A 25,393-nucleotide genomic window follows, 5' to 3' on the forward strand; every position below is an offset into this window, starting at 1 on the left:
GCCCTGGTGATCGTGGCCACCGCCGAGGCCGACTGCGAGGTGCGCACCACCCTGGGCCGGATGCACGAACGCATGCTGGCCGCCGCCCGGGCCCTGGATCCGGACCAGGCCGCCACCGTCACCGCCTTCCTGCACGCCATGGCCGCAGCCGTCGACGCCGCCGACGACGTGGGCGACGACTCCTGCCGGCCCGAGGAGCCCCCGCGCCCCGCCTGACGGGCCCTGACCCGGGTTCCCGGCAACCCGCCCGACGTCCCCCGAGACACCGTGGCCGGTCGGCCCGATCCGCTGGTCCGCCGGCCGCCCGGACCGTCCCACGACCCGGGCCGCCCACCGGCGCCGTCCGGCGGCACTGCCCGTCGTCGTCCGTCATCGTCACCTGCCGACGCCGTCCGTCATCCCGGCGAAACACGGGCTTGGCACCATCGGGATCGCGCCGGTCTCACCCGAGACCGGTCCAGTGCGATCCCGAAGGGCGGTTCCCCGATGCACGTTCCGGACCATTTCCTCGACCCGGCAGTCAGCACGACCACGGCCGCCGTGGCGCTGACCGGGGTGTCCGTGGCCGCCTGGCAGGTGAGGCAGCAGGCGTCCGTCCACCGACTGGGCTTCGCCGCGGCCGTGACGGGCTTCGTCTTCGCCGCCCAGATGGTCAACTACTCCGTGCTGCCGGGCACCAGCGGTCACTTCCTGGGCGCCGCCCTGGCCGCGGCGCTGCTGGGCCCGTGGCTCGGCGTGCTCTCGGTGACCGTGGTGCTGGCCGTGCAGGCACTCGTCTTCGCCGACGGCGGGCTCACCGCCCTGGGCACCAACGTGACGCTGATGGCCGTCGTCGGGGTGGCCGTGGCCTGGGCCGTGGGCAGGCTCCTGACCCGTCCGCTCGGCCGGTCCGCGCCGCGCACGGCGGCAGGGCTCGGTGCCGTGCTGTCCGTGCCGGCGGCCGCCCTGGTCTTCTCCGGCCTGTACGCCGTGGGCGGCACCGTACCGGTGGACGCCGGCGGACTGGCCGCCTCCATGCTGGGGGTGCACGCCCTGATCGGGGTCGGGGAGGCCGTGATCACCGTGGCCGTCCTGTCCCTGGTCCTGGCCGTGGCCCCGGGGCTGGCCGCCGTCGACACCCGCCCGCTCGCCCCGGCCCGCGCCCGCCGCGGGGCACTGGGCGTGACCGGTGCCGGCCTGCTGTGCGCGGCCGCGCTCTCCGCGGTGGCCTCCTCCGCTCCGGACGGACTGGAGTCGGTGGCCCTGGCCTACTCGTTCGCGGAGGCCGCGGCGCCGCACGCCCTCGCCGGCGCGGTCCTCGCCGGCTACGGGGAGACCGCCGGCGTCCCGGTGGCACTGGCCGGGGTGGTCGGGCTGGTGCTGACGGGTCTGCTGGCCGCCGGCGCGCTGGGCGCGCTCACCGCCGGGCGTCCCGCCGCGGTGCGGCACTGACCCACCGGAATGCGTCCGCCTCGCCGCCCGGGCCGCGGACGGCGAGGCGGACCGGACGGCCCGGAGCGGTCCCGGGTCAGACCCAGTACCCGTCGTGCACCCGGGCGGCCTCGTCCTCGAGCAGCGGGCCGAGCACGGCGATCTCCCGCTGACCGTGGCGCAGCACCTCCCGGCAGGGCAGGTCCAGGGTGGGGTTCTGCTCGTGCGCGCCGGTGAGCGCCAGCAGCGAGGACTCCGCGAGGCCGTAGACGATGCGGCCCACCCCCGTCCAGTACGCGGCGCCGGTGCACATGGCGCAGGGCTCCGCACTGGTGAACAGCGTGGCCCGGCGCATCTGCTCGGGCCCGATCGCCCGGACCGCGGCGGCGACGGCGCGCAGCTCGGCGTGCTGGGTCGGGTCCCCGTCCGGGGGCAGCGCGTTGTTCCACGCCTCCGCCACGATCTCGCCGTACTCGTCGGCGACCAGGGCCCCGAACGGGTGGTTGCCGGCCTCCCGCGCCGCGGCGGCGAGCTCCACGGAGCGGCGCAGCAGAGCCGTCTCGGCGTCGGTGAGCGGGTTCTCGGTCATGGGTCCAGCCTCCTGCGGGTCGGCGTCGTCGTCCGCTCACCGTAGCGGCGCCGCGCGGACGGCGACAGGCCCGCCGGGAGCTACTGCATCACGAAGCGGCCGAGGTGCGCCTGGCGGGCGGTGCCGATGATGCCGGCCGCGTTGCGCAGCTGCGCGGGCACGATGCGGGCGCGCAGCCGCAGCTGCGGCAGGAAATGCTGGTGCCGCTCGCTGATGCCCCCGCCCAGCACGATCAGGTCCGGGGAGACGAGGGTCTCCAGGTGGGCGAGGTAGCGCTGGAGCCGGTCCGTGTACGTCGGCCAGTCGAGGCCCTCCGCCACGCGGGCGGAGGCGCCGGCCCAGCCGTCGACGTCCCGGCCGCCCAGGTCCACGTGGCCCAGCTCGGTGTTGGGCAGCAGCTGCCCGTCGTGGAACAGCGCCGAGCCGATGCCGGTGCCCAGCGTGATCATCAGGACGGTGCCGCCCACCCCCCGGGCGGCCCCGAAGCGAGCCTCGGCCAGCCCGGCGGCGTCGGCGTCGTTGAGCACGGCGACGTCGCGGCCCAGCCCGGCGCTGAGCAGCTGGCCGGCGTGCCGGCCGAGCCAGGAGTCGTCCAGGTGCACGGCGGAGCGGGTGATGCCGCGGTCGATGATGCCCGGCACGCCCACGCCCACGGGACTGCGCGGGTCCACGGCCTCGGACCCGGCGCTCAGCTCCGCCAGCGCCGCCCGCAGGGCGGAGACCACGGCGTCCGGCGTGGCCGGGGACGGCGTGAGGATCCGCCGCAGCGGCCCGACGACCACGCCGCGCACCGGGTCCACGAGCGCGTACTTGATGGCTGTGCCGCCGATGTCCACCCCGATGCGGCGGACGTCGCCACCGCCCGCGGCGTCGACGGGCGTGCCCTCGACGGGCGGGAGGGCGGAGATCGTCCGTGCGGACGACGAGGTGGAGGTCATGTCACGGTCCTGGTCAGGGGTCGGTGCAGCGCCCGCGATGGCGCGACGCTTGAACGAGAATACAACTGCGTCATGACAACAACGGTCCCGCGGAGATCGTTCCCTAGAATCGAGTGGTCCGGACCACCGGCCCCGTCCCGCAGCCGCCGGGCCGGTGCGCCTCCTCGCCGAAGGGCCTCCCGCATGACCGCATCCGCCCCCGTCCCCTGGCCCGTGCCGCAGCGCACCACCCGCCGCGTGCTGCTCGCCTGCTGGCTGGCCATCCTGGCGGAGGGCTACGACGTCGGCGTGCTCGGCGCCGTGCTGCCCGCCCTGGCGGAGTACCGCGCCTGGGACCTCACCCCGCTGGAGCTCGGCGGCCTGGGCTCGTATGCCCTGATCGGCATGCTCATCGGCGCGATGGTCATCGGGACGCTGTCCGACCGGGTGGGACGCCGGAGGATGCTGCTGGCCTCGGTCGCGATCTTCACCACGATGCAGCTGGGCGCCGCCCTCGCCCCGACCCCGGAGCTGTTCGGTCTCTTCCGGCTGCTCGGCGGGCTGGGCATGGGCGGGATCATCCCGGTGGCCGCGGCCCTGACCATCGAGTACTCCGCCCCGCGCCGGCGCTCCTTCAACTACGGGCTGATGTACTCCGGCTACTCCCTGGGCATCCTGGTCGCGGCGCTGGTGGCGCTGCTGCTGCTGCCCACGCTGGGCTGGCGGTGGGTGGTGGGCGCCGGGTTCCTGCCGGTGCTCCTGCTGCCGGTGCTGGCCCGGCTCGTGCCCGAGTCCCTCGAGTACCTGGTGGGCAAGGGCCGTGCGGAGGACGCCACCCGGGTGGCCGCCCGGCTGGGCGTCGAGCCGTTCGTGCCCGGTGACTGGGCCCCGGCCGAGGCGCCGCGGTCCGCGGGGTGGCGGCAGTCCCTCGCGGCGATGTTCTCGCGCGACTGGCTGCGGCCCACCGTCTTCTTCTGGATCTCGCTGTTCTGCGGCATGGTCCTGGTCTACGGGCTCAACACCTGGCTGCCCTCGATCATGCGCTCGGCCGGCTACGCCCTGGGCCCGGCCTGATGTTCCTGGTGGTCTTCAGCCTCGCCTCCGCCGCCGGCGGCATCGCCCTGGGCCGCGCCGCCGACGCCTACGGCAAGAAGCTGATCCTGATGACCTTCTACCTGCTGGGCGGGGCGGGGATCCTGCTGCTGATGTTCCCCAACAGCATCTGGGTCAACTACGTCTTCGTCGCCCTCGCCGGGATCGGCTCCATCTCCACCTCGCTGGTGCTCACCGGCTGGGTGGCCGACTACTACCCCTCCTACGCCCGGGCCACCGCCACCGGCTGGGCGCTGTCCTTCGCCCGGATCGGGGCGATATCCGGCCCGCTCATCGGCGGCTGGATCGGCGCGATGGCGCTGCCGTTCCAGTGGAACTTCGTCGTCTTCGCCGCCGTGGCCCTGGTGGCCGCCGGGGCCGTGGCGCTGATCCCGCGGTCCCCGGGCGCCGGGCGACCGGGCGCCCCGGCCGACGACGTGCTCGGCGCCTCCGTCCGGTGATCGGGGTCGAGCGGTGACCGGGCCGGAGCTCGTCCTCGCCGCCTTCGTGGTGTTCCTGGCGTCCTGCCTCCAGGGCACGATCGGGTTCGGCCTCGGCATGCTCGCCGCCCCGGTGATCAGCCTGCTGGACCCCAGCCTGCTGCCCGGCTCCATCGTGCTGCTCGCGGCGGGGCTCACCGTCTTCGGCGTGCTGCGGGACCGCACCGCCGTGGACTTCCGCGGCACCGGGTGGGCGCTGCTCGGGATGGTGCCGGGCACGGTGGCGGGGGCCCTGCTGGTGGCGGCGCTGCCCCCGCAGGCCCTGGCCCTCGCGGTGGCGGGCACGGTCCTGCTGGCCGTGCTGCTCAGCATCTGCGGCTGGCAGCCCCGGCCGCGCCCGGCGGCGGTCGCCGCCGCGGGGGCCGCCTCCGGACTCATGGGCACGGCCACCGCCATCGGCGGCCCGCCCATGGCCCTGGTCTGGCACGGCTTCTCCCCGGCCCGGGTCCGCGGCACCATGAGCGCCTTCTTCCTGGTCGGCGCCCTGGTGTCCCTCACGGCGCTGACGGCGGTGGGTTCCATCGACCGGGAGGTCCTGCTGTTCGCCGCCGCGCTGCTCCCGGCCATGCTGCTCGGCTTCGTCACCTCGGGCGTGGTGAACGGGCGCCTGGACAAGGTCCTCGTGCGCCGGGTGGGGCTGGCGGCCTCCACCGCCGGCGCGGTGCTCGTCCTGGTGCAGGCCCTCTGACGGGCGCTCAGGCCCGGGCGGGGGCGAGGAGCTCCACGGCGATCCCGCGCTCGCGCATCCGCTGCACCTGGTCAGCCGGGGCGTCCGCGTTCGTCACGAGCGTCCAGGGCAGCGGCAGGTCCGCCCACGCGTGGAAGGGGCGGGCGCCGATCTTCGCGGAGTGGGCCAGCACGTAGACGTGGGTGCTGCGGGCGGCCATGAGCTCCTTGAGCCGCGTCTGCATGTGGTCCGCTTCGCAGATCCCGTTCTCGGCCGTGACGGCGTCGGCCCCGAGGAAGACACGGTCGAACGTCATGCGGGCCAGGCCGAGCTCGGTGAGCGGGCCGTAGAAGCTCTGACTGGTCTCCCGGAGCTGCCCGCCCAGACAGGAGAGCCGGATGCCGGGGCAGCCGTTGAGCTCCTGCAGCGTGTTGATCCCGATCGTGGTGACGTCGAGGTCCTGGTGGCTGCGCAGTTCGTGCGCCAGCGCCCCGACCGTGGAACCGCCGTCGAGCAGGACGTGCTCACCGGCCCGTACCTGCTTCGCGGCCCACCCGGCGAGGGACTGCTTCTCCTCGTAGGCCTCCCCGACCCGCTGGCGCAGCGACGCCTCCGGGTGCGGATCCAGCGGCATCGCCCCGCCGTAGGTCCGGGCGAGCCGGCCCTGCTCGTTGAGCAGGGCCAGGTCGCGCCGGATGGTGGAGGCCGTGACCTCGAAGCGCGCGGAGAGCTCCTCGACCGACGCCAGCCCGCTGGTCTTTGCCAGGTCGTAGATCTTCTCCCGCCTGATCTTGGCCGGCATCGTCATGGGGGCTCCGCTCGTTCTCGGGGACGGCCCGATCAGCGGGTCGCCATCTCGGCGGCCTGGTGCAGGGCCTCGACCATGCTACGAGAGTCCGCGATGTTCTTGCCCGCGATGTCGAACGCCGTCCCGTGGTCCACGGAGGTGCGGATCACCGGCAGCCCGACGGTGATGTTCACGCCGGCCTCGATCCCGAGGACCTTCACCGGCCCGTGCCCCTGGTCGTGGTACATGGCCACCACCAGGTCGTAGTCGCCGCGACCGGCCAGGAAGAACAGGGTGTCCGCGGGCAGCGGGCCCACGGCGTCCACCCCGTTGGCGCGGGCGGCCTCCACGCCCGGGGCGATTTTCTGAGCCTCCTCGTCGTAGCCGAACAGGCCGTTCTCACCGGCGTGCGGGTTGATGGCGGCCACGCCGATCCGCGGCTGCGGGATGCCCGCGCGAACGAGGGCCTCGTGCCCGCGCTCGATGGTGCGCTGCACCAGTCCAGGCTCGATCTTCGCCACGGCGTCGATGAGCCCGATGTGCGTGGTGACGTGGATGACGCGCAGCTTCGGGGTGGAGAGCATCATGGACACCTCCTCGGTCTCCGTCAGGGCGGCCAGCAGCTCGGTGTGCCCGGGGTAGACGTGCCCGCCGGCGTGCAGCGCCTCCTTGTTCAGCGGGGCGGTGCAGATGGCCTGCACCTTCCCGGCCATCGCGAGCTCGGAGGCCACCTTGATGTACTGGTAGGCCGCGTCCCCGGCCACCGGGGACAGCTCGCCCCAGGGGAGGTCCTCGGGCAGCAGCCCGAGGTCGAACACGTTGACGGTGCGGCCGTCGAAGACGGCGTCCTCGACCGCGTCGATGCGGCGCAGCTCGATCGTCCGGCCGATGGTCTCGGCGGCGGCCCGCAGGCGGGAGGCGTCGCCGACCACCACCGGGCGGCACTCGGCGAGGATCGACTCGTCCAGCACGGCGGCCACGGTGACCTCGGGGCCGATCCCGGCGCCGTCGCCCATGGTGACGGCGACATAGGGGATGCTCACGGCGGAGTCGTCGAGCAGGCGGCCGGTGGCGACGGCGATGGACGGAGAACTCATGATGGGACCTTTCGGGTGGTGTCCTGCAGGAAGTGCATGGCGGTGAGGATCCGGAGCAGGCTGTCGGGCGCCCCGTAGCTGCCGGGGCGGGTGGTGACGAGGCGGCCGTCGGCAGCGACGCTGACCACCGCACCGGGATGGGCTTGGAGCAGCGGGACGAGCTCGGTGACGTCCAGGGCGGCCAGGACGGCCTGGGCCGTCTCCCCGCCGCTCAGCACCAGGTGCCGGTCCGCGTGGTGACGCCCCACCAGCGCGGTGAGCGCGGCGGTGAGCGCGTCCGAGATGGTGGGATCCACGGCGGCGTCCACGGTCACGGCGACCGTGCCCCGGTGCTCGAGCGCAAATCCGTGGATCTGTTCCGGACGCAGCCGGTGGACGGGCACACCGGCGGCGGCGAGCTGCTCGGCCTGCCGACGCGCGGCCGCACTGGCGGTGCCGAGCACGATCAGCACGTCGGCCCGGCGCGGCTGCGGCGGCTCGTGCGGCCCGAGCGGCCCGGACTCCCGGAGGCCGAGCTGCCGCCCCAGAGCCGCGGCCAGCCCGGCGGCACCGGCCAGGACGAAGCCCTGCGCCAGACCGGCGGCGGCGATCCGCTCGAGATCCCCGGCGGACTCTGCGTCACAGACGGCCACCGCGCCGTCCGCGGCCGCCCGCGCCAGCGCCTTTCCCAGTCCGGCGCCCCGGATCGTGCCGAGGTCCAGGAGACGGGTCGGCGCCGGGGCCAGCTGCGCGGCGACGGTGCGCGCCGGCGCCTGCCGCTCGGCCGCCCAGAGCCCGGTCTCGGCCAGGGGCGTGCCGTCCACGTGCAGCACCCCGTCCCGGACCGTGCGGCCCAGTTCGGGAACGGCCGGGCAGAACAGCACCGGGGCGGCGCCCGGAACAGCCTGCAGCTGCGCCCCGATGTGGCCGCGCAGCAACGAGTCGAACTTCAGGAACAGCGTCCGCCCGGGGCCGGCGGGATCCGCGGCGAGGACCGCGCGCAGGCGGTCCGCGGCCTGGGAGGGCGTGCCACGCCGGTTGTCGGTGTTGACCACGGTGACCGCGGCGTCGTCGGAGGCTGCCGGCCGGGGCGAGACGCGCACGGTGGCGGACACGGACGGCGCGGGGCGGACCGGGTCGCCGTCCGTGTGCTGCGGCAGTGCCGCCAGGACCGCGGCGACCTCGTTGGCGCCGGACAGGTCGTCGGCCAGGGCCAGGACGCGCATGCCACTCCCTCCGTCCGTCGGATCAATCCTCTTTGCGCGTTTCACGCTAAACCAGTTGCGCACTTCGCGCAACCATGGCACCGTGAAAGACGCAACAATCGAGTCGTGCAGCACCGCCCACCCGAGGGAGAAGAACCACCATGGAGACCGTCCACCTCACCGGCATCGACCGGCCGATGTCCACGCTGGTGCTGGGCACCATGACCTTCGGCGACACCGTCGGCCGCGAGGCCGCCGCCGCCATGCTGGACACCGCTCTCGAGGCCGGCATCAACGCCGTGGACACCGCCAACGGCTACGCCGGAGGGGCCACGGAGACGATGCTCGGGGAGCTCCTGGCCGGACGCCTCGACCAGGTGGTGCTCGCGACCAAGGCGGGCATGCCCCACCCGGACGCCGGCGAGCACTCCCCGCTGTCCGAGCAGGGCCTCCGGCGCTCGCTCGAGGGCAGCCTGCGGCGCCTCCGGGCGGAGCGCGTGGACCTCTTCTACCTGCACCAGCCCGACCGGCAGGCCGGCCTGGACGAGACCCTGCAGACCGTCGCGGCCCTCGTCGACGAGGGCCGGATCGGCGCCCTCGGGGTCTCGAACTTCGCGGCGTGGCAGATCGCCGAGGTCAACGCGGCCGCCGACCGCAACGGCGCGCCGCGCCCGGTCGTCGCCCAGCAGCTCTACAACCTCCTGGCACGGCGGATCGAGGAGGAGTACGTCGAGTTCGCGCGGACCACCGGTCTGCACACCATGGTGTACAACCCGCTCGGCGGGGGGCTGCTCACGGGCAGGCACCGCTTCGACTCGGCCCCGCAGGACGGCCGCTTCCAGGACTCCCGCCTCGCCGAGATGTACCGCGAGAGGTACTGGGACGAGCAGCTCTTCGCCGCGATCGAAGAGCTGACCGGGATCGCCGAGGACGCCGGCATGCCGCTGATCGAGCTCGCACTGCGCTGGCTCGTCTCGCGGCCGGCCACGGGCTCCGTGCTGCTCGGCGGCTCCAAGCCGCACCAGCTGACGGCCAACCTGGACGTGCTGGCCCGGGGCCCGCTCGACGCCTCCGTCCTCGAGGCCTGCGAGCGCGTGGGGGCGTCCCTGCGCGGCCCGATGCCCGCCTACAACCGCTGAGCACGGCGCACACCGCGCACACCCCGGCGGCGTACGGCTCCTCAGCGCCCCGGACACCGAGAACCGATCGAGACGAAAGACAGGCACCGACGTGACCCATCCCGCGACCGACGTCATCCGCAAGGCCAAGAGCAAGGAGGTGACCCTGGGGTACTGGTCGGTGCTCGACTCCCCGATCTCCAACGAGCGCCTGGCCATGACCGGCTACGACTACATCGCCCTCGACGGCCAGCACGGCCTCATGGGCTACTCGGGGATCCTGCACAACCTCATGGCGATCGACGCCGGGCACGGCCCCGCCGGCATCGTCCGGGTCGAGGCCAACGACCCGGCGGTCATCGGCCAGGCCCTCGACGCGGGTGCCCGCGGCGTGATCGTCCCGATGGTGGACACCGCCGAGCAGGCCGCGGCCGCGGTGCGCGCGGCCCGCTATCCGGGGACGGGGTCCCGCTCGTACGGCCCGATGCGCTCGGGGCTGCGCGTGGGTCCCGTCCCGGCGGAGTCGGACGCGGCCGTGCTGGTGCTCGTGATGATCGAGACGCCGCAGGGGCTGGAGAACGTGGAGGAGATCTGCGCGGTGGAGGGCGTGGACGGCGTCTATGTCGGGCCGTCGGACCTGTGCCTGGCCGTGGGCGGGAGGTTCCCCAACGACCCGGACGTCAAGGAGGTCTTCGACGCGGCGATCGACCGGGTGCTCACCGCGGCCCGCGCGGCCGGCAAGATCCCGGCGATCCACACCCCCGACGGCGAGATCGCCCGGCAGCGCATCGCGCAGGGCTTCACCTTCGTCACGATCGCCTCGGACCTGACCCACCTCGAGCAGGCCGCCCGGCAGCACCTGGACCAGGCCCGCGGCAGCTGACCGCGCCCCACGCGGCCCTCCGGGGATCCCGGGGCCGGCGTGGGGATGCCCCGGGAACGGCAGGACGCCCCACACCACACGGTGTGGGGCGTCCTGCCGTTCCCGGCACCAGGTCTACAGGGAGGCCCCGCCGCACACGGTGAGCACCTGCCCGGTGATCGACCGGCCGTGCGGACCCAGCAGGAACCCGGTCAGAGCCGCGACGTCGGCCGGATCGACCAGCTCCCCGAGCGGGGGCACGGCCGGGGGCACGGCCGCGCGCCCCGGGTCGTGGAGCATGGGGGTGTCCGTGGGCCCGGGGGCGACGACGTTGACGGTGATCCGCCGGGGCGCCAGCTCCATCGCCCAGCTGCGGGCCATGCCGACCAGAGCCGCCTTGGTCGCCGCGTACTGGCTCTTGCCGGCGGCCCCGGTGGCGGTGCGGCTGCCGACGAGCACGACCCGGCCGCCTTCGGCGATCCGCCCGCTCAGCGCGTCCACCAGGGTGGCGGCCGCCTCCACGTGGACGGCGAGCATCTCGCGCAGGGCGCCGTCCTCGAGCCGTCCCAGCGGCTGGGCGCGCTGGAACCCCGCGGCGTGCACCACGGCGGTGAGGTCGTCGACGCCCTCGACGACCGCGCGCAGCTGCTCGGTGCGGGAGAGGTCCGCGGGCAGCCAGGTGAGGTCCCCGGCCAGGTCCGGGCGGCGTCGGCTGAGCCCGGTCACCCGCCAGCCGTCGTCGAGCAGCGCCTGGGCGACGGCGCGGCCGATCCCGGAGCTGCACCCCGTGACCAGGGCGTGCGGGGCGGTCACGGCTCGCTCCGGCCGAGGTCCACGCGGACGTACTTGATGGCCTGCCGGAAGTAGGTGTAGGCGATGTGCAGCGCCCCGTCGGGTCCCTGGTGGATGCTCGGGTAGGAGAACTCCCGGTTCAGCCCCTCCCGCGAGTTGTTGGACAGGCAGTACCCGTCCCCCACGTCCAGGTCGCGCAGCACTTGCCAGCTGCGTCCGTCGTCGTCCGAGAGCGCCAGGGTCATGGGGGCCCGGGGCGTGCCCCAGAAGGCGGTGCGCTCGCCGTCCACCGGCACGGGCTCGACGGCCGCGGCCTGCTCGGGCGCCAGCCCGTCGTCGTCGATCTCGTCGTAGAGGGACAGGCGGCGCTCGGTCGACGCCTCGGCCCGGCGGTGGTTGTAGACCAGCGCCAGCCGGCCGTCGGCCAGGCGGACGTACTGGATGGAGGAGTTGTTGTTCGGCAGCTCCGTGGGGGTGGGCTCGTCCCAGGCCTGCCCGCCGTCGCAGGAGCGCGACGCATAGATCGCGTCCGCCCAGCGGCTGCGGAACAGGGCCAGCAGCGTGCCGTCGCCGAGCTCCTGCACGTTCATGTGCACGCACCCGGTGCTGCCCGGCAGCAGCACCTGGCGCCAGGTGGCCCCGCGGTCGTCGGAGATCATCACGGCGCTGTCGTCGTGGTCGCCCACCCACTTGCGCCCGGGCACCGACAGGCAGCGGAAGACCGGGATGATCCACCGGCCGGAGGAGAGCACCACCGGGGGCTGGCGGACGAAGACCCCGCCGGCCTCGCTCGGCGGGAACAGCGTCTCCACCGGGCCCCAGGTCTCGCCGCTGTCGGAGGAGATCCGGCGCCGAACCTCGGCGGTGTCCTGGTTGCCGGCGTGCTGGGCGGTGTAGAGCAGCCACAGGTCGCCGTCGGGGGTGGGGAAGAGGATGGGGTTCTGCTCGGAGCGGGTGGGGTCGTCGGAGAGCTGCCGCGGCGCGGACCACGCCTCGGCTCCTGGGGCGAGCGTGGAGAACCAGACGCTGATGTCCGGCACGCCCTCCTGGGTGCCGCCGAACCAGACACAGCCCAGGCGTCCGTCGGGCAGCGTCATGAGGTTGGCCGCGTGGCTCTGCACCGTGGGAGCGGGCAGATAGGCGTAGGCGAGGTCCCCCTCGGTGCGCAGCCGCCCGTCGGTGGTGATGGTGTCGTAGGTGCCGGTCGTGGTGCTCATGGCAGGGAATGTCCTCTTCTGGTCGGTGCCGGTGGAACGAGCGCCGGACCACCCGCCGTGCGGGAGGTCCGGCGGGAGGAGCGTTACTCGCCCGAGAAGGCCGTGGCGAACATGTCCGGGATGTTCATCGCGATCTGGAAGCCCACCACGACGGCGATGATCCCCAGGACCGCCAGCAGCGCGGTCTGCCACCACTTGTTCACGGCGTAGTCGGCCATGAACTTCTTGCTGCTGGTCAGCACCAGGATGCCGACCACGATGAAGGGCAGGCTCATCACGGTGGCGACGCTGGTGCCCACGATGTTCAGGGCGATCAGGTTCGGCGCGGCGGGGAGGGAGGCCAGCAGCGGCAGGACGATGAAGCCGCCGATCTGGATGCGCTTGAACAGCGGGTCCTGCTCGTCGCGGCCCAGCCACTTCTTGCCCTTGCGGGTGCTCAGGTGGATGCCGTTGACGGCCAGCTGCGCGAAGCCGCGGGACTGCGGCGGAAAGCTGGTCATGGCGGCCAGCAGGATGCACAGCCACAGCAGCGCCGGGCCGAGGGGGCCCACGATGACGCCCATCATCTCGGACAGGTCGGCCTCCGTGTTGATCACGAAGCCGGGGTTGTCGCGGGAGAACTCGGCGGCCACGATCCAGAAGAGGAGATTGATCACGAGCAGCGGGGCCATGCCGGCGATGAGGTCCAGCTGCTGGATGCGGCGGTAGCGCGGCCCCACCCAGCCCTTGTCCTTCATGAACCCGGAGTAGAGCATGTTCGGCATGTTGCCGGCGATCGTGCCGATGGTCGCGCTGGCCACCACGATCGGCGCGAAGGCGCTGTCCGCCGAGTTCGGCGGCATCTCGAAGGCCATGCCGCGGAAGAAGCCGCCGACGTCCATGTGCCCCAGCTGCACCAGGGCGTAGACGAACGCCAGGATCATGGCGACCGTCGCGATGCGGGCGAAGTACTCGAGGATGACGAAGGCGCGCTTCCGGGTCACCATGAACAGGGTCACGGCCATGACCACCAGGGCGCACACGAAGTTGCCCCAGGTGCCGCCCCAGGTGCCGCCGGTCAGCTGGTACAGACCGATCGCGGAGGCCTTGAGGAAGGTCGCCTGGATGACGAAACCGGCGATCAGCGCCACCGTGGCCATGAGCCCCGGCAACCAGGGCAGGATCCGGTGGAAGCCCTCGAGGATCTGGGTGTCCCCGAACCGGTTCATCAGCGTGTACTTGGCGATCGACGAGATGATGAAGGCGCGGGCGATCAGCGAGAGCACCAGCGTCCAGAGCAGCGCGTAGCCGTAGTTGGCGCCGGAGACCGAGGAGCTGACGAGGTCTCCGGTGCCCAGGAAGGTCATGGCCAGGACGAGACCGGGACCGATGGAGGTGATGAGCCCCAGTCCGCGGGGCAGCGCGTGCTGTTCCGGGTAGGGCTGCTGCGCAGTGACCGGAGCAGTGGGTGTTTTCGTCGACATGGTCCGCCTCCTTGGGGAACGACACCGCGTGCTGGCGCGGCCGGAGGCCGCCGTACGGGTGATCTCAGATGGTGCGCGACCAGGCCGTGTCGACGTGATGCCGGTCACCTGTTTGCGCGATCTGAGTAGGATGCTGGCACATCTGCGTGATTCGCGCAACACATGTCGGTGAAATGGACCACGGCGAAGCGCTGCGCCGTCGGCCCCTCGAGTCACTGGAGACCTGCAAGTACGCAGGACACGCGCCCGAACTTGCGCGCACCTCGGCCGATACTCGGGAAAACGAGCGGGTACACCGGGTGCACAATTGCGCGAAACACGCATCACTGCCAGAGTGGAGTGCACGACGGCGCCACACTGCGTCCGACGCCCTGTGACCGGAAGGTGATCGATGACCGGCTTGGAGCTCGCCTGGTGGCTCTCGTGGTGTGCGTGGCATCCTGCCTCCAGGCGCGATCGGCTTCGGCCTCGGCATGCTCGCCGCCCCGGTGATCGCCCTGCTGGACCCCAGCCTGCTGCCCGGCTCCATCGTGCTGCTCGCGGCGGGGCTCACCGTGCTCGGCGTGCTGCGCGACCGCACCTCGGTGGACCTCCGGGGCACGGGCTGGGCACTGCTCGGACGCGTGCCGGGCACGGCGGCGGGCGCCCTGCTGGTGGCGGCACTCCCCCCGCAGGCCCTGGCGCTCACGCTGGCGGGCACGGTCCTGCTGGCCGTGCTGCTCAGCGTCTGCGGCTGGCAGCCCCGGCCGCGCCCGGCGGCCGTCGCCGCCGCCGGGGCCGCCTCCGGGCTGATGGGCACGGCCACGTCCATCGGCGGCCCGCCCATGGCGCTCGTCTGGCACGGCTCCTCCCCCGCCCGCATGCGCGGCACCATGAGCGCCTTCTTCCTGGTCGGCGCCCTGATGTCCCTCACGGCGCTGACCGCGGTGGGCTCCATCGACGGGGAGATCCTGCGGTTCGCCGCCGTGCTGCTCCCGGCCATGCTGCTCGGCTTCGCCCTCTCCGGTGTCGTGAACGGGCGTCTGGACAAGGCCCTCGTGCGCCGGGTGGGGCTGGCGGCCTCCACCGCCGGCGCGGTGCTCGTCCTCGTGCAGGCCCTCTGAGCGGCGCCGCGGGGCCGGCGGCTCAGGGCTCCACCGACCCCTGGACGTGCTCGAACACCAGACTGGTCTGCGTGGCGGCCACCGCCTGGTTGGAGGACAGGTGCTCCAGGACGAACTGGCGGATGTGGTCGGTGTCCCGGGCGGTGACGTGGATGAGGAAGTCGTCGGCGCCGGCCAGGAAGAAGAACTGGGAGACCTCCGGCACCGACCTGAGCCCCTCCCCGAACGCCGACATGAGGTGCCGGGCGCCGGGGCGCAGCCGCACGCTGATCAGCGCCTCGATGCTGCGCCCGATCGCCCGCGGCTCCACCTCCACGGTGAACCGGCGGATCACCCCGGTCCGCTGCAGGTTCTTCATCCGGGCCAGACAGGTGGACGGGGCGACCCCGAGGGTCTCGCTGAGCGCCTGGTTGGTCATCCGGGCGTTCTCCCGCAGCAGCGCCAGCAGCCGCCGGTCCAGCTCGTCCAGCTCGGGGCCCGGGCGCAGATCCTGCGGTGAACGCCGCGTGTCGCGCGTCACATCCGCCATCATTCCTCCAGTTCTGCGCCGATCGCCGAAGAATCGTCGAAAAACCCCACCGACCCGGGCGAAAACCGTAGTTTGTTGTCACCCAGTCTACGGTTCCTGCGGAAGAAGGCCCCCGATGATCGTCTCCGTCCCCCGCGAAGTGAAGAACAACGAGCGCCGCGTGGCCATCACCGCCTCCGGGGTCCACGAACTGGTCGCCCACGGCCACACCGTCCTCGTGGAGACCGGCGCCGGCACCGGCTCGGGCATCCCCGACGCGGACTACACCGCGGCCGGGGCCGAGCTCGTGACCGACGCCGACGAGCTGTGGGCCCGCGCCGACCTGGTGCTGAAGGTCAAGGAGCCCGTGGCCTCCGAGTACCACCGGTTCCGGCAGGGTCTGGTGCTGTTCGCCTACCTGCACCTGGCCGCCGAGCCCGAGCTCACCGCGGCGCTGCTGGAGTCCGGGGTCACCGCCATCGCCTACGAGACCGTCCAGACCGCCGACGGGCGGCTGCCGCTGCTGGCCCCGATGAGCGAGGTCGCCGGCCGGCTGTCCGTGCAGGCCGGGGCCGCCGCCCTGACCGCCCCTGCCGGGGGCAAGGGCGTGCTGCTGGGCGGGGTGCCCGGCGTGCGCCCGGCCAAGGTCACCGTGATCGGCGCCGGGGTGGCCGGCACCAACGCCGCGGCGATGGCCGTGGGACTGGGCGCGGAGGTCACCGTCCTGGACGTGAACGTGGACCGCCTGCGCGAGCTCGACGACCGGTACGCCGGGCGGCTGCGCACGGTCACCTCCAACAGGCTCGAGATCGAGCGGTCGGTCACCGAGGCGGACCTGGTCATCGGCTCGGTGCTGATCCCCGGGGCCAAGGCCCCGAAGCTGGTCACCGACGCCATGGTCGCGGCCATGAAGCCGGGCAGCGTGCTGGTGGACATCGCCGTGGACCAGGGCGGGTGCTTCGAGGGCAGCCGGCCGACCACCCACCAGGACCCGGTCTTCCCGGTGCACGACACCATCTTCTACTGCGTGGCGAACATGCCCGGTGCGGTGCCGAACACCTCGACCTACGCGCTGACCAACGTCACGCTGCGCTACGCCGAGGCCCTGGCCGACCAGGGCGTCACCGCGGCCCTGGCGGCCGACCCCGCCCTGGCCGCCGGGCTGAACACCATGGCCGGCCACGTGACCCACCGCTCGGTGAGCGAGGCGCACGGCTTGGAGTTCACCGACCGCGCGGACCTCGTGCCCGCCGCCTGACGCCGGCGCAGGACCGGCCCCCCGGCTGTCAGCCGGCGGCCGGCACCGCCTGGGCGGCCGTCGGCTCCGGTGTCCGCGCAGGGTGGGTGCCCGGCAGCCGCAGCCGGGCGTCCGTCCCGGCGGCCGCCTCGGCGAGGTGGTGGGTGACGAGGACGACGACGCGGTCGGCCAGCCCCTGCCGCAGGTCGGCCAGCAGCGACCGCGCCGCGGGAGCGTCCAGGTGGGCCGTGGGCTCGTCGAGCAGGACCACGCCGGCGCGGGTGAGCAAGGCCCGGGCCACCGCCACGCGCTGCCGCTGGCCCCCGGACAGGTGGGCCCCGCCGGGACCGACCCGGGTGCCGAGTCCCTCCGGCAGCTCGGCCAGGAAGGGGCCCAGGCCCACCCGCTCCAGGACGGCGCGGAGCTCCGCGTCGGACGGCCGGTCCTCGCGGTCGCGGGCCAGCAGCAGGTTGCCGCGCAGGGTGGAGTCGAACAGGTGCGCCTCCTGCGGGCACCAGGCCACGCTGCGCCGCAGCCCGGCGGCGTCGAGCTCCCGGCTGTCGGTGCCGTCGACGGACCACCAGCCCTCGGCCGCCGGGAGGTGGCCGAGCAGCGCGGCGAGCAGGGTCGACTTCCCCGCCCCGGAGGGTCCTTCGACCACGAGCCACTGCCCGCGCCGCACGGAGGCCTCGAGCCCGCGGAACGCCGGGGCGGGCGCCCCGGGCCAGGTGACTGCGAGTCCGTGCAGGGCGAGTTCGTGGACGGCCGGCGGCGCGGTCCCCGTCCCGTCCGGGAGGCCGGGATCGTCGTCGGCCGCCTCGCGGGCCGCCGCGGTGAGCGGGCGGAGCTTGCGCAGCGACGCCGAGAGCGCCGGCCACTGCTGCGCCGCGTCCACCGCCCCGAGCATCGGCTCGAGCAGCCCCAGGGGCAGCAGCACGAGGGCCGCGACCACGGGCCCGGCCAGGACGCCCTCGCGCGCCGGGTCCGCGGTGGCCGCGAGCATCAGCACGGACGACACCGAGCAGGCCAGCACCGCCGTGGCGCTGCCCAGGCCCAGCGCCCAGGCGCTGCGGCGGGCGGCGCGCTCGGCGTCCTGCTCCAGGGCCTCGAGCTCGGAGAGCATCGCCGCGGCGCGCCCGTTGGCCCGCAGCTCGTCCGCGGCGGCCACCATCGCGGCGAACCGGCGGAGCACCCCGGAGCGCAGCACGGTGGCGCCGCGGGCGGCGGAGCGGTCGGCCAGCAGCGCCAGGAGCGGCCCGACGAGCAGTCCGCCGACGAGCGCGACGGCCAGGGCGGGCAGCGCGCCGGGGTGCAGGGCCGCGACCGTGATCCCCGCGCCGGCCGCGGTGCCGACCCCGATCAGCGGCGGCAGCACGACGCGGGGCACGAGGTCGCGCACCCGGTCGGCGGTGGCGACGAGGTGGTCCAGGGCGGCGCCGCCGGTCGCGAGGCTGCGGGAGGCGACCCCGCGCACGGCCAGTCCCGCCCAGACCCGGGCCCGCAGCTCGGTGGTCGAGGCGAGCACCGCGTCATGGCTGAGCAGCCGCTCGGCGTAGCGCAGCACGGCGCGGCCGATGCCGAAGAAGCGGACGCCGACGATGGCGACCATCAGGTACATGATTCCGGGCTGCTCGCCGGCGCGCACGATCAGCCAGCCCGAGAGCGTGGTGAGCCCGGCGGCGAACAGGGCCGCGGCGGTGCCCAGGGCCACCGCGCCGGCGGTCCGCCACGGGGCCGGGGCCAGGAACGCCGCCAGCTCCCGCAGGGCGTCGTGCGGCCCCTCGCCGGGGGCCGCCGGCGGCGCCGTCCCCGGTGCGGGAAGCAGGCCGTCGGCACGGGACGGGGCGGCGGTCCCCGGAGCCGGCGACGCGCCGGAGCCGCCCTCGGCGCGGGGCGCGGCCGCGGCCCCGAGCAGGAGCTGCTGGTCCGCGAGCGCGGTCACCTCCGTCTCGTGGGAGGCCAGGACCACGGTGACCCGGCCGCGCAGCTCGTCGACGAGCGCCTCGACGCGGCGGGCGCCGGCGGGGTCGAGGTGGGCGGTCGGCTCGTCCAGCAGCAGCAGCCGGGCGCCGGCGGCCACACGGGCCAGCCCGCGGGCGAGGCCCAGCCGGCGCAGCTCCCCGGGGCTGAGCCGGTCCGGGTCCGCCCCGGACAGCCGGGCGAGATCGACCCGGGCGAGGGCCTCCCGGGCGGCGGCCTCGCTCTCGGCGTGGAGCAGCACCTCGTCCAGCACGGTCCCGGCCACGGTGTGCACGTGCTGGGGCACCCAGGCCACGGCGGACGGGTCGACGCCCTCCACGCTGCCGGACCGGGCCGGCACGGTGCCGGCGAGCACGCCGAGCAGCGTGGACTTCCCGCTGCCGCTGGGTCCCTCCACGCTGAGCACCGACCCGCCGGGGAGCTCGACGTCGATCCCGGACAGGGCGGGCACGGGACGGCCGGGGTGGTGCACGCCCAGACCGCGGATCCGGAGGGCCGGCGGGCCGGGGACGGACGGTGCGGGCCCTGCCCGGCGGACGTCCTCGGGCACCGGCTCGGCGACGATCTCGTCCGCGCGGCGCAGGGCGGCCCGCCCGTCCTGGGAGGCGTGGAAGGCGGCGCCGAGGTCCCGGAAGGGCGCGAAGCACTCGGGGGCGAGCAGGAGCGCGACGAGCCCGGTCAGCAGGTCCAGGTCGCCGTGCACCAGCCGGACCCCCACGAAGACGGCGACGACGGCGACCGAGAGGGTGGAGATCAGCTCGAGCACGAGCGAGGAGAGGAAGGCGGTGCGCAGGGTGAGCAGGGTGGTCTCCCGGTGCCGTTCGGAGACCTCCCGCAGGGCGGCGGCCTGCTCCTGCACCCGGCCGAGGCCCACGAGCACGGGCAGACCCCGGGCGAGCTCCACGAGGTGGTGGGAGAGGCGCTGCAGCACGGCGGAGGACTCGTCGACCCGGTCCTGGGTGTGCAGGCCGACCAGGGCCATGAACAGCGGCACCAGGGGCACGGTGAGCACCACGATCAGCGCGCTCACCCAGTCGGCGGACAGGATGCGCAGACCCACCAGCAGCGGCACGGTGGCGGCAGTGACCACTGCGGGCAGCACGCGCGCGTAGTAGTCGTCCAGGGCGTCGAGCCCGACCGTCCCGACGACGGTGGTGGCCCCGACGTCGTGGCCGCCGCCGGCGAGGACCCGGCGGGCCAGCTCCCGGCGCAGGCCGCGCTTGGCCTCTCCCGCGGCGCGGACGGCGACGTACTGGCCCGCCCACGTGGTCGCGGCCCGCAGGAGCCCCGCGAGGACGCCGAGGACGAGGGCGCCCCGCCAGGCGTCGGGATGGTCATCGAGCACCCCGACGACGCCGCGGGCCACCGCCTCGGCCAGCAGCACCAGGGCCAGCGCCTTGAGGGCCGCCAGGACGCCGAGGACGAGCACGGCCGCGGCTGCGCCCGGGCCGAGAGGAGGTCGTCTCATGCCGGGCGCGCGTCCTCGGGGCCGCCGGCCGGCCGGTGCTCCCGGGACGTGGTGCCGGGCGACGCGGCGCCGGCCGGTGGGGCCACGGCCGCCCGCACCGCGTGGGCCGCGGGCAGGTGGTCGGTGGTCAGGCGGCGGCGGAAGACCCAGTAGCTCCAGCCCTGGTAGAGCAGCACGAGGGGCAGGCCGAGGCCGGCCACCACGGTCAGCACCCCCAGCGTGTAGTCGCTGTTGGAGGCGTTGGCGACCGTCAGGTGCCAGGCCGGGTCCAGGGTGGAGGGCAGCACCACGGGGTAGACGTTGGCGAAGATCGATCCGACACCGAGGACGAGCACGGCCGACGTCCCGGCGAAGGCCCGCCCCTCATGGCCCAGGCGGGCGCTGGCCCAGCCGAAGAGGCCCGCCACGACGGCGCCCCCCACGAGCAGCCAGGTCCAGGACCCGCCGTTGAGCAGCTGCACCGCCACCACCCAGCCGGTGAGCGGGAGCAGCGCGGGCAGCCCGGAGCGCACCAGCAGGCGCCGGGCGCGCCGCCGCACGGGCCCGTCGGTCTTCAGCCCGAGGAAGGCGGCGGCGTGGACCAGGCAGAAGCCCACCGAGGCGAGGCCGCCGAGCAGCGCGTAGGGGGTGAACCAGGCGAAGGCGCCGCCCACGCGGTCGCCGTTGGCGTCGATCGGCAGGCCCGTGGTGGTCAGGGCCAGGGCGGCGCCGAGGCCGAACGCGGCCAGGAAGGAGCCGGTGCCCAGACCCCGGTCGGCCCACCGCCGCCACCGGTCGCTGTGCCCCTTGCCGCGGTACTCGATCGACACCGCACGGAAGATCAGCCCCACGAGCACGAACACCAGCGGGAGGTACAGGGCGGAGAACAGCGAGGCGTACCAGAGCGGGAAGGCCGCGAAGAGACCGGCCGCCGCGGTGATCAGCCACACCTCGTTGCCGTCCCAGACCGGGCCGATGGTGTTGAGCATCTGGCGACGCTCGCGCTCGTCCCGGGTGCTGGTGAGCATGAGCATGCCCACGCCGAGGTCGAAGCCGTCGAGGAGCAGGAACCCGGTCCACAGCACGGCGATGGCGATGAACCAGAGGGTGGGGAGGAAGTCCATGTCGGCGGGCTTTCTGCGCCGGGCGGGCGCGCGTGTCAGGGTCGGTGCGTCGGGGTCGGTGCGGCAGGGCGCCGGCGTCAGTAGGCGAAGGCGAGCACGTCGTCGCCCCGGCCGCGGGCGCCGTCGTGGCCCTGCCCGTGGTCGTCGTGGTCGTCGTGCGCCAGCTCCGGCATCGCGGAGGCGACCCCGCCGCGCACGTAACGGACCAGGAGCATGACCTCCACCACGAGCAGCACGGCATAGATCAGCCCCAGCACGGCCAGCGAGAAGATCACCTCCTGCCCGCTGATCCCCGGGGAGACGGCCGCGGCGGTGTACATGTACACCCCGTCCACGCCGCTGGGGTTGGGGTTGGGCGCCACCACGAAGGGCTGCCGGCCCATCTCCGTGAACACCCACCCGGCGATGTTGGCGCCGAACGGCGCGAGGATGGAGGCCACGGCGACCCACATCATCGGCTTGGAGGCGGGCACGGTGCCCTTCCGGGTGATCCACAGCGTCAGGGCGGCGAAGGCGGCGGCCAGCACCCCGAAGCCGATCATCAGGCGGAAGCCCCAGTAGGTGACCTCCATCAGCGGCAGGTAGTCGATCTCCTGCCCGGCGCGCTCGCCGTACATGGGGTCGTCCGGCAGATGGGTGCCGTAGGCGGCCTCGTACTCCGGGATCAGGGTGTTGACGCCCTTGACCTCGGTGTCGAAGTCCCCGTGGGCCAGGAAGGACAGCAGCCCGGGGATCTCGACGACGTTGACCACCTCGTCGCAGTCCTGGCCGCCGAGCGGGCCGACCGCCAGCACGGAGAAGCTCGTGCCGTCGTGGCAGGCGGCCTCGGCGGCGGCCATCTTCAGCGGCTGCTGCTCGAACATCAGCTTGCCCTGCACGTCACCGCTGGCGGCCACGGCGCCGAAGCCGAGCACGGCCACGACCGCCCCGATCCGCAGGCTGGACAGCCACACGCCGTGTCGGTGCGGTCCCGTCCGGGGATGTCGGCCCGCTCCCCCACCACCACGGCGCCGCGCTCGTCCACGGTGTCGATGCCGTCCCGGCGGCGCTGCCACAGCTGGTACCAGGCGATGCCCACCAGGAAGGCGGCGCCCACGGCCACGGCGCCGGCGAGCGTGTGCGCGTAGGCCACCAGGGCCGTGTTGTTGGTCAGCACCGCCCAGACGTCGTTCATCACCGGGCGGCCGTCGACCAGCTCCACGCCCACCGGGTGCTGCATCCAGGAGTTGGCGACGATGATGAAGAACGCCGAGACCACGGAGCCGAGCACGGCGGTCCACAGGGTGGCGAGGTGCACCTTCTTCGGCAGCCGGTCCCAGCCGAAGATCCACAGGCCCAGGAAGGTGGACTCGAAGAAGAACGCGAGCAGGCCCTCCATCGCCAGCGGGGCGCCGAAGACGTCGCCCACGAACCGGGAGTACTCGCTCCAGGCCATGCCGAACTGGAACTCCTGCACCAGCCCGGTGGCCACGCCCATGATGAAGTTGATCAGGTAGAGCTTGCCCCAGAACCGGGTCATCCGCAGCCAGCGCTCGTCGCCGGTGCGCACCCACATCGTCTGCATGAGCGCCACCAGCAGTCCGAGCCCGAGCGTGAGCGGGACCATGACGAAGTGGTAGACGGTGGTGATCCCGAACTGCCAGCGGGCGATCTCCAGAGGATCCATCGGCTGCTTCCCCCAACTTTTCTACGGAGCGTAGAACTACTTCTACACACTGTAGAACATCCGGCAGTCCGCGCTACAATCGGGCCGTGGCACGAAACGACCCCAAGCGCGCGGCCCCCCTCGGCGAACTGGAGCGATCCATCATGGAGATCCTCTGGCAGGCCGCCGCGCCCCTGTCCGCCTACGACCTGCAGGACCGCCTCCCCGACGCCGGGGACGGCTCCCGCCCGCGCGCCGCCACCACCGTGCTCACCGTCCTCTCCCGGCTCGAGCGCAAGGGCTTCGTCCAGCGTGACCGCGCCTTCCGGCCGCACCGGTACCGCGCGGCGGCCTCGCGCGAGGAGCACATGGCCAACCTCATGCACGAGGTGCTCGGCTCCTCGGACGACCGCACCGCCGTCCTCGAGCGCTTCGTCGGGCAGGTCAGCCCCGAGGAGGCCCAGACCCTGCGCCGTCTGCTCGGCGGCAGCTGACCGCGTGGTCGCCACCTCGCTGGTGCTCGCGGCGCTCGCCGTGGCCCTGGCCTGGCCCGTCCCGGTCCTGCTGGCCCGGGCACGGTGGCCCGCCCGAGCGCCCGCCACGGCGCTGGTGCTGTGGCAGGCGGTCGCCCTGGCCGGCGGGCTGTCGATGCTCGGCGCCCTCGTCACGTTCGGACTGGCCCCGTTCGGCCCGGACCTGGTGAGCAGCGGGATCAGCCTCTCCGCACAGTTCCAGGGCCACGACCTCGGACGGGCCTTCGGGCCGCTCCAGGTCCTCGCGCTCGCGGGCGCGCTGCTGCTGGGCGGGCACCTGCTGCTGAACCTGCTCGTCACCGTGCTGCGGGCCGAGCGCGAACGCCGCCGCCACGCCCAGCTGGTCCTGCTGCTCAGCACTCCTCTGCCGGACGCACCGGGCACCCGGCTGCTCGACGACCCGGCCCCGGTGGCCTACTGCCTGCCGGGGGCGTTCACCACGCTGACCGTGCTCTCCGTGGGACTGGTCTCGCTGCTGGAGGAGGACGAGCTGTCCGCCGTCGTCGAGCACGAGCGGGCCCACGCCCATCAGCGCCACGACATCGTGCTGGTCCTGTTCCGGGCCTGGAAGTCCTCGCTGCCCTGGTTCCCGATCGCCCGCCGCGCCCAGCGCGAGGTCGGGCTGCTCGTGGAGATGCTCGCGGACGACCACGCACGGCGCTCCGTCGACGACGACGTGCTGGCACGGGCCATCGCGCTGGTCAGCGCCGGCGGGCCGGGACTGGCGTTCCACGCCGCAGGGGAGGGTGGACCGGTGCACCCGTCCGCCGCGGACCCGGGACGGACGCTGGCCGACGAGGCCCGGGACCGCATCCTGCGCCTGGCGATGCCCCCGCTGCCCCCCGGGCGGACCGCGGGGGTGATCGGGGCGGCCGCCGCGCTCGTGGTCGTCCCCACGCTCCTGCTGCTGGGGCCGGGCCTCGGCCGGCTGCTCGTCTGAGCCGCGGGCCGGCCGCGGACCTACGATGGGCGGGACCCACCCGAGCGCTGCACCGGCGAGGAGCCCCATGGACCGCATTCCCGAAGCCGTCGACACCCCGGACGTCCTGATCGACCGGGACGTGCTCGGGCGCAACATCGAGCGGATGGCCGCGGCGATGCGGGCGAAGGGGCTGGCCCTGCGCCCGCACGCCAAGACGCACAAGGTCCCGGAGATCGCGGCGCTGCAGCTGGCCGCGGGCGCGGCGGGCCTGACCGTGGCCACGATCGGGGAGGCCGAGGTCTTCGCCGCCCACGGGGCGCGGGACCTGTTCCTTGCCTATCCGCTGTGGGTGGGGCCGCGACAGGCGGAGCGTCTGCGCCGGCTGAGCACCACGGCGCGGATCAGCGCCGGCGTGGACTCCGCGGAGGCCGCCGCAGCCATGGGCGAGCAGCTCGGGGACGCGGCCGGGGACGTCGCCGTGCTCGTGGAGATCGACAGCGGCCACCACCGCAGCGGGGTCCGCCCCGACGCCGCCGCGGACGTGGCCCGCGCCGCGCTCCGGGCCGGGCTGCGCGTGGAGGGAGTCTTCACCTTCCCCGGCCACAGTTACGCCCCGGGCATGCCGGCCGAGGCCGCCGCCCAGGAGCAGCAGGCCCTGGAGCGGGCCTCCCAGAAGATGCGGGACGCCGGATTCGAGGTGCTGCGCCGCAGCGGCGGCTCCACCCCCTCGGCGCTGCTGACCAAGGGCTCCGCCGCCACCGAGGCGCGCCCGGGCGTCTACGTCTTCGGCGACGCCCAGCAGCTGGAGCTGGGCCGCTGCTCCTGGGAGGACGTGGCCCTCACCGTGGCCTCGACCGTGGTCAGCCGGCACGAGGGCGGTCACGGGGTCCCGCGGCGGATCGTGCTCGACGCCGGCAGCAAGGTCCTCGGCACCGACCGGCCGGCCTGGGCCACCGGCCACGGGCGGCTGCTCGACCACCCGGACGCGCGGATCACCGCGCTGTCCGAGCACCACGCCACGGTCGTGTGGCCCGAGGACCGCCCGCTTCCCGCCCTCGGGGACCGGCTGCGGGTGGTCCCCAACCACGTGTGCATCACGATGAACCTCGTCGACGACGTGGCCGTGGTGCGCGACGGCGAGCTCCTGGAGCGCTGGACCGTGGCCGCGCGCGGCCGGAACTCCTGAGCGGCCCGCCCCG

20 protein-coding genes and 3 pseudogenes are annotated in these 25,393 nt (G+C 74.2%); 11 read left to right on the top strand and 12 right to left on the bottom strand.

Features of this window, described 5'->3' with window-relative positions:
* A pseudogene (locus BJF77_RS02020) lies at nt 1-216 on the top strand (hypothetical protein); the annotation flags it as partial.
* 270 nt (nt 217-486) lie between these two features.
* On the top strand, nt 487-1,431 hold the full coding sequence (locus BJF77_RS02025) for an energy-coupling factor ABC transporter permease (protein WP_047803288.1): 945 nt from the start codon (nt 487-489) through the stop codon (nt 1,429-1,431).
* Between the two features lie 76 nt (nt 1,432-1,507).
* On the opposite strand, the gene BJF77_RS02030 is transcribed toward BJF77_RS02025, so the two are convergent.
* Together BJF77_RS02030 and ppgK are read right to left on the bottom strand one after the other, a co-directional pair.
* Complete coding sequence (locus tag BJF77_RS02030; RefSeq protein ID WP_047803287.1) at nt 1,508-1,999, bottom strand: nucleoside deaminase; 492 nt, start codon at nt 1,997-1,999, stop codon at nt 1,508-1,510.
* An 80-nt stretch (nt 2,000-2,079) separates the two neighbouring features.
* Entirely contained in the window at nt 2,080-2,937 is an 858-nt protein-coding gene (gene ppgK, locus BJF77_RS02035) for a polyphosphate--glucose phosphotransferase (protein ID WP_083664917.1), read from the bottom strand.
* Between the two features lie 183 nt (nt 2,938-3,120).
* Here ppgK and BJF77_RS02040 point away from each other — a divergent pair.
* Both BJF77_RS02040 and BJF77_RS02045 read left to right on the top strand, forming a co-directional pair.
* Nucleotides 3,121-4,469: pseudogene (locus tag BJF77_RS02040) on the top strand (MFS transporter).
* Nucleotides 4,470-4,482: 13 nt separating this feature from the next.
* The gene (locus BJF77_RS02045; protein WP_075871129.1) at nt 4,483-5,196 is read left to right on the top strand and encodes a sulfite exporter TauE/SafE family protein; all 714 of its coding nucleotides are present in this window, start codon (nt 4,483-4,485) and stop codon (nt 5,194-5,196) included.
* 7 nt (nt 5,197-5,203) lie between these two features.
* On the opposite strand, the gene BJF77_RS02050 is transcribed toward BJF77_RS02045, so the two are convergent.
* From BJF77_RS02050 to BJF77_RS20960, 3 genes are read right to left on the bottom strand one after another with little or no spacing between them, the layout of a single operon-like run.
* Nucleotides 5,204-5,983 carry a DeoR/GlpR family DNA-binding transcription regulator gene (locus BJF77_RS02050; RefSeq protein ID WP_047803284.1) on the bottom strand — a complete coding sequence of 260 codons (780 nt, stop codon included), beginning with the start codon at nt 5,981-5,983 and terminating at the stop codon, nt 5,204-5,206.
* Between the two features lie 32 nt (nt 5,984-6,015).
* A complete protein-coding gene (gene pdxA / locus BJF77_RS20955) occupies nt 6,016-7,059 on the bottom strand; it encodes a 4-hydroxythreonine-4-phosphate dehydrogenase PdxA (RefSeq protein WP_255396088.1) in 1,044 nt (347 codons plus the stop codon).
* The gene (locus tag BJF77_RS20960; protein WP_222844946.1) at nt 7,056-8,264 is read right to left on the bottom strand and encodes a four-carbon acid sugar kinase family protein; all 1,209 of its coding nucleotides are present in this window, start codon (nt 8,262-8,264) and stop codon (nt 7,056-7,058) included. Before BJF77_RS20960 ends, pdxA begins: the two co-directional genes overlap by 4 nt.
* A gap of 140 nt (nt 8,265-8,404) precedes the next feature.
* Here BJF77_RS20960 and BJF77_RS02060 point away from each other — a divergent pair, with 140 nt between their 5' ends.
* Nucleotides 8,405-9,382, top strand: coding sequence for an aldo/keto reductase (locus BJF77_RS02060; RefSeq protein ID WP_075871130.1), 978 nt, complete (start codon nt 8,405-8,407; stop codon nt 9,380-9,382).
* Between the two features lie 91 nt (nt 9,383-9,473).
* Nucleotides 9,474-10,244, top strand: coding sequence for an HpcH/HpaI aldolase/citrate lyase family protein (locus BJF77_RS02065; RefSeq protein ID WP_075871131.1), 771 nt, complete (start codon nt 9,474-9,476; stop codon nt 10,242-10,244).
* Between the two features lie 114 nt (nt 10,245-10,358).
* Here the strand turns inward: BJF77_RS02065 and BJF77_RS02070 are convergent, their stop codons facing one another.
* The 3 genes from BJF77_RS02070 to BJF77_RS02080 form a co-directional block, all read right to left on the bottom strand.
* Entirely contained in the window at nt 10,359-11,036 is a 678-nt protein-coding gene (locus BJF77_RS02070; RefSeq protein ID WP_047803279.1) for an SDR family NAD(P)-dependent oxidoreductase, read from the bottom strand.
* Nucleotides 11,033-12,232: an exo-alpha-sialidase gene (locus tag BJF77_RS02075; protein ID WP_075871132.1), complete on the bottom strand. Its 1,200-nt coding sequence runs from the start codon at nt 12,230-12,232 to the stop codon at nt 11,033-11,035. Before BJF77_RS02075 ends, BJF77_RS02070 begins: the two co-directional genes overlap by 4 nt.
* Before the next feature lie 83 nt (nt 12,233-12,315).
* A complete protein-coding gene (locus BJF77_RS02080; RefSeq protein ID WP_075871133.1) occupies nt 12,316-13,695 on the bottom strand; it encodes an Nramp family divalent metal transporter in 1,380 nt (459 codons plus the stop codon).
* Between the two features lie 473 nt (nt 13,696-14,168).
* Here BJF77_RS02080 and BJF77_RS02085 point away from each other — a divergent pair, with 473 nt between their 5' ends.
* Nucleotides 14,169-14,798, top strand: coding sequence for a sulfite exporter TauE/SafE family protein (locus BJF77_RS02085; RefSeq protein ID WP_187347239.1), 630 nt, complete (start codon nt 14,169-14,171; stop codon nt 14,796-14,798).
* 22 nt (nt 14,799-14,820) lie between these two features.
* On the opposite strand, the gene BJF77_RS02090 is transcribed toward BJF77_RS02085, so the two are convergent.
* Complete coding sequence (locus tag BJF77_RS02090; protein WP_075871134.1) at nt 14,821-15,327, bottom strand: Lrp/AsnC family transcriptional regulator; 507 nt, start codon at nt 15,325-15,327, stop codon at nt 14,821-14,823.
* A 115-nt stretch (nt 15,328-15,442) separates the two neighbouring features.
* Here BJF77_RS02090 and ald point away from each other — a divergent pair, with 115 nt between their 5' ends.
* Complete coding sequence (gene ald, locus BJF77_RS02095; protein ID WP_047803275.1) at nt 15,443-16,564, top strand: alanine dehydrogenase; 1,122 nt, start codon at nt 15,443-15,445, stop codon at nt 16,562-16,564.
* 28 nt (nt 16,565-16,592) lie between these two features.
* Here ald and cydD read toward each other — a convergent pair whose 3' ends face one another.
* The 3 genes and pseudogenes from cydD to BJF77_RS02110 form a co-directional block, all read right to left on the bottom strand.
* Nucleotides 16,593-19,991 (bottom strand): thiol reductant ABC exporter subunit CydD, encoded by a 3,399-nt coding sequence (cydD, locus tag BJF77_RS02100; protein WP_075871135.1) that lies wholly within the window; start codon nt 19,989-19,991, stop codon nt 16,593-16,595.
* A complete protein-coding gene (cydB, locus tag BJF77_RS02105) occupies nt 19,988-21,094 on the bottom strand; it encodes a cytochrome d ubiquinol oxidase subunit II (protein WP_075871136.1) in 1,107 nt (368 codons plus the stop codon). Before cydB ends, cydD begins: the two co-directional genes overlap by 4 nt.
* A 77-nt stretch (nt 21,095-21,171) precedes the next feature.
* Nucleotides 21,172-22,760 (bottom strand): annotated as a pseudogene (locus tag BJF77_RS02110) (cytochrome ubiquinol oxidase subunit I).
* A gap of 86 nt (nt 22,761-22,846) precedes the next feature.
* Here BJF77_RS02110 and BJF77_RS02115 point away from each other — a divergent pair.
* The 3 genes from BJF77_RS02115 (at nt 22,847) to BJF77_RS02125 (ending at nt 25,380) form a co-directional block, all read left to right on the top strand.
* Nucleotides 22,847-23,233 carry a BlaI/MecI/CopY family transcriptional regulator gene (locus tag BJF77_RS02115; RefSeq protein WP_255396089.1) on the top strand — a complete coding sequence of 129 codons (387 nt, stop codon included), beginning with the start codon at nt 22,847-22,849 and terminating at the stop codon, nt 23,231-23,233.
* Nucleotides 23,234-23,237: 4 nt separating this feature from the next.
* Nucleotides 23,238-24,212, top strand: coding sequence for a M56 family metallopeptidase (locus BJF77_RS02120; RefSeq protein WP_047803270.1), 975 nt, complete (start codon nt 23,238-23,240; stop codon nt 24,210-24,212).
* Nucleotides 24,213-24,279: 67 nt separating this feature from the next.
* Entirely contained in the window at nt 24,280-25,380 is a 1,101-nt protein-coding gene (locus BJF77_RS02125) for an alanine racemase (RefSeq protein ID WP_075871137.1), read from the top strand.
* Nucleotides 25,381-25,393 lie beyond the last annotated feature (13 nt).

Origin of the sequence: Kocuria sp. CNJ-770 (genome assembly GCF_001942375.1) — a bacterium.
In the GTDB taxonomy this organism is placed as follows: Bacteria; Actinomycetota; Actinomycetes; order Actinomycetales; family Micrococcaceae; genus Kocuria; species Kocuria oceani.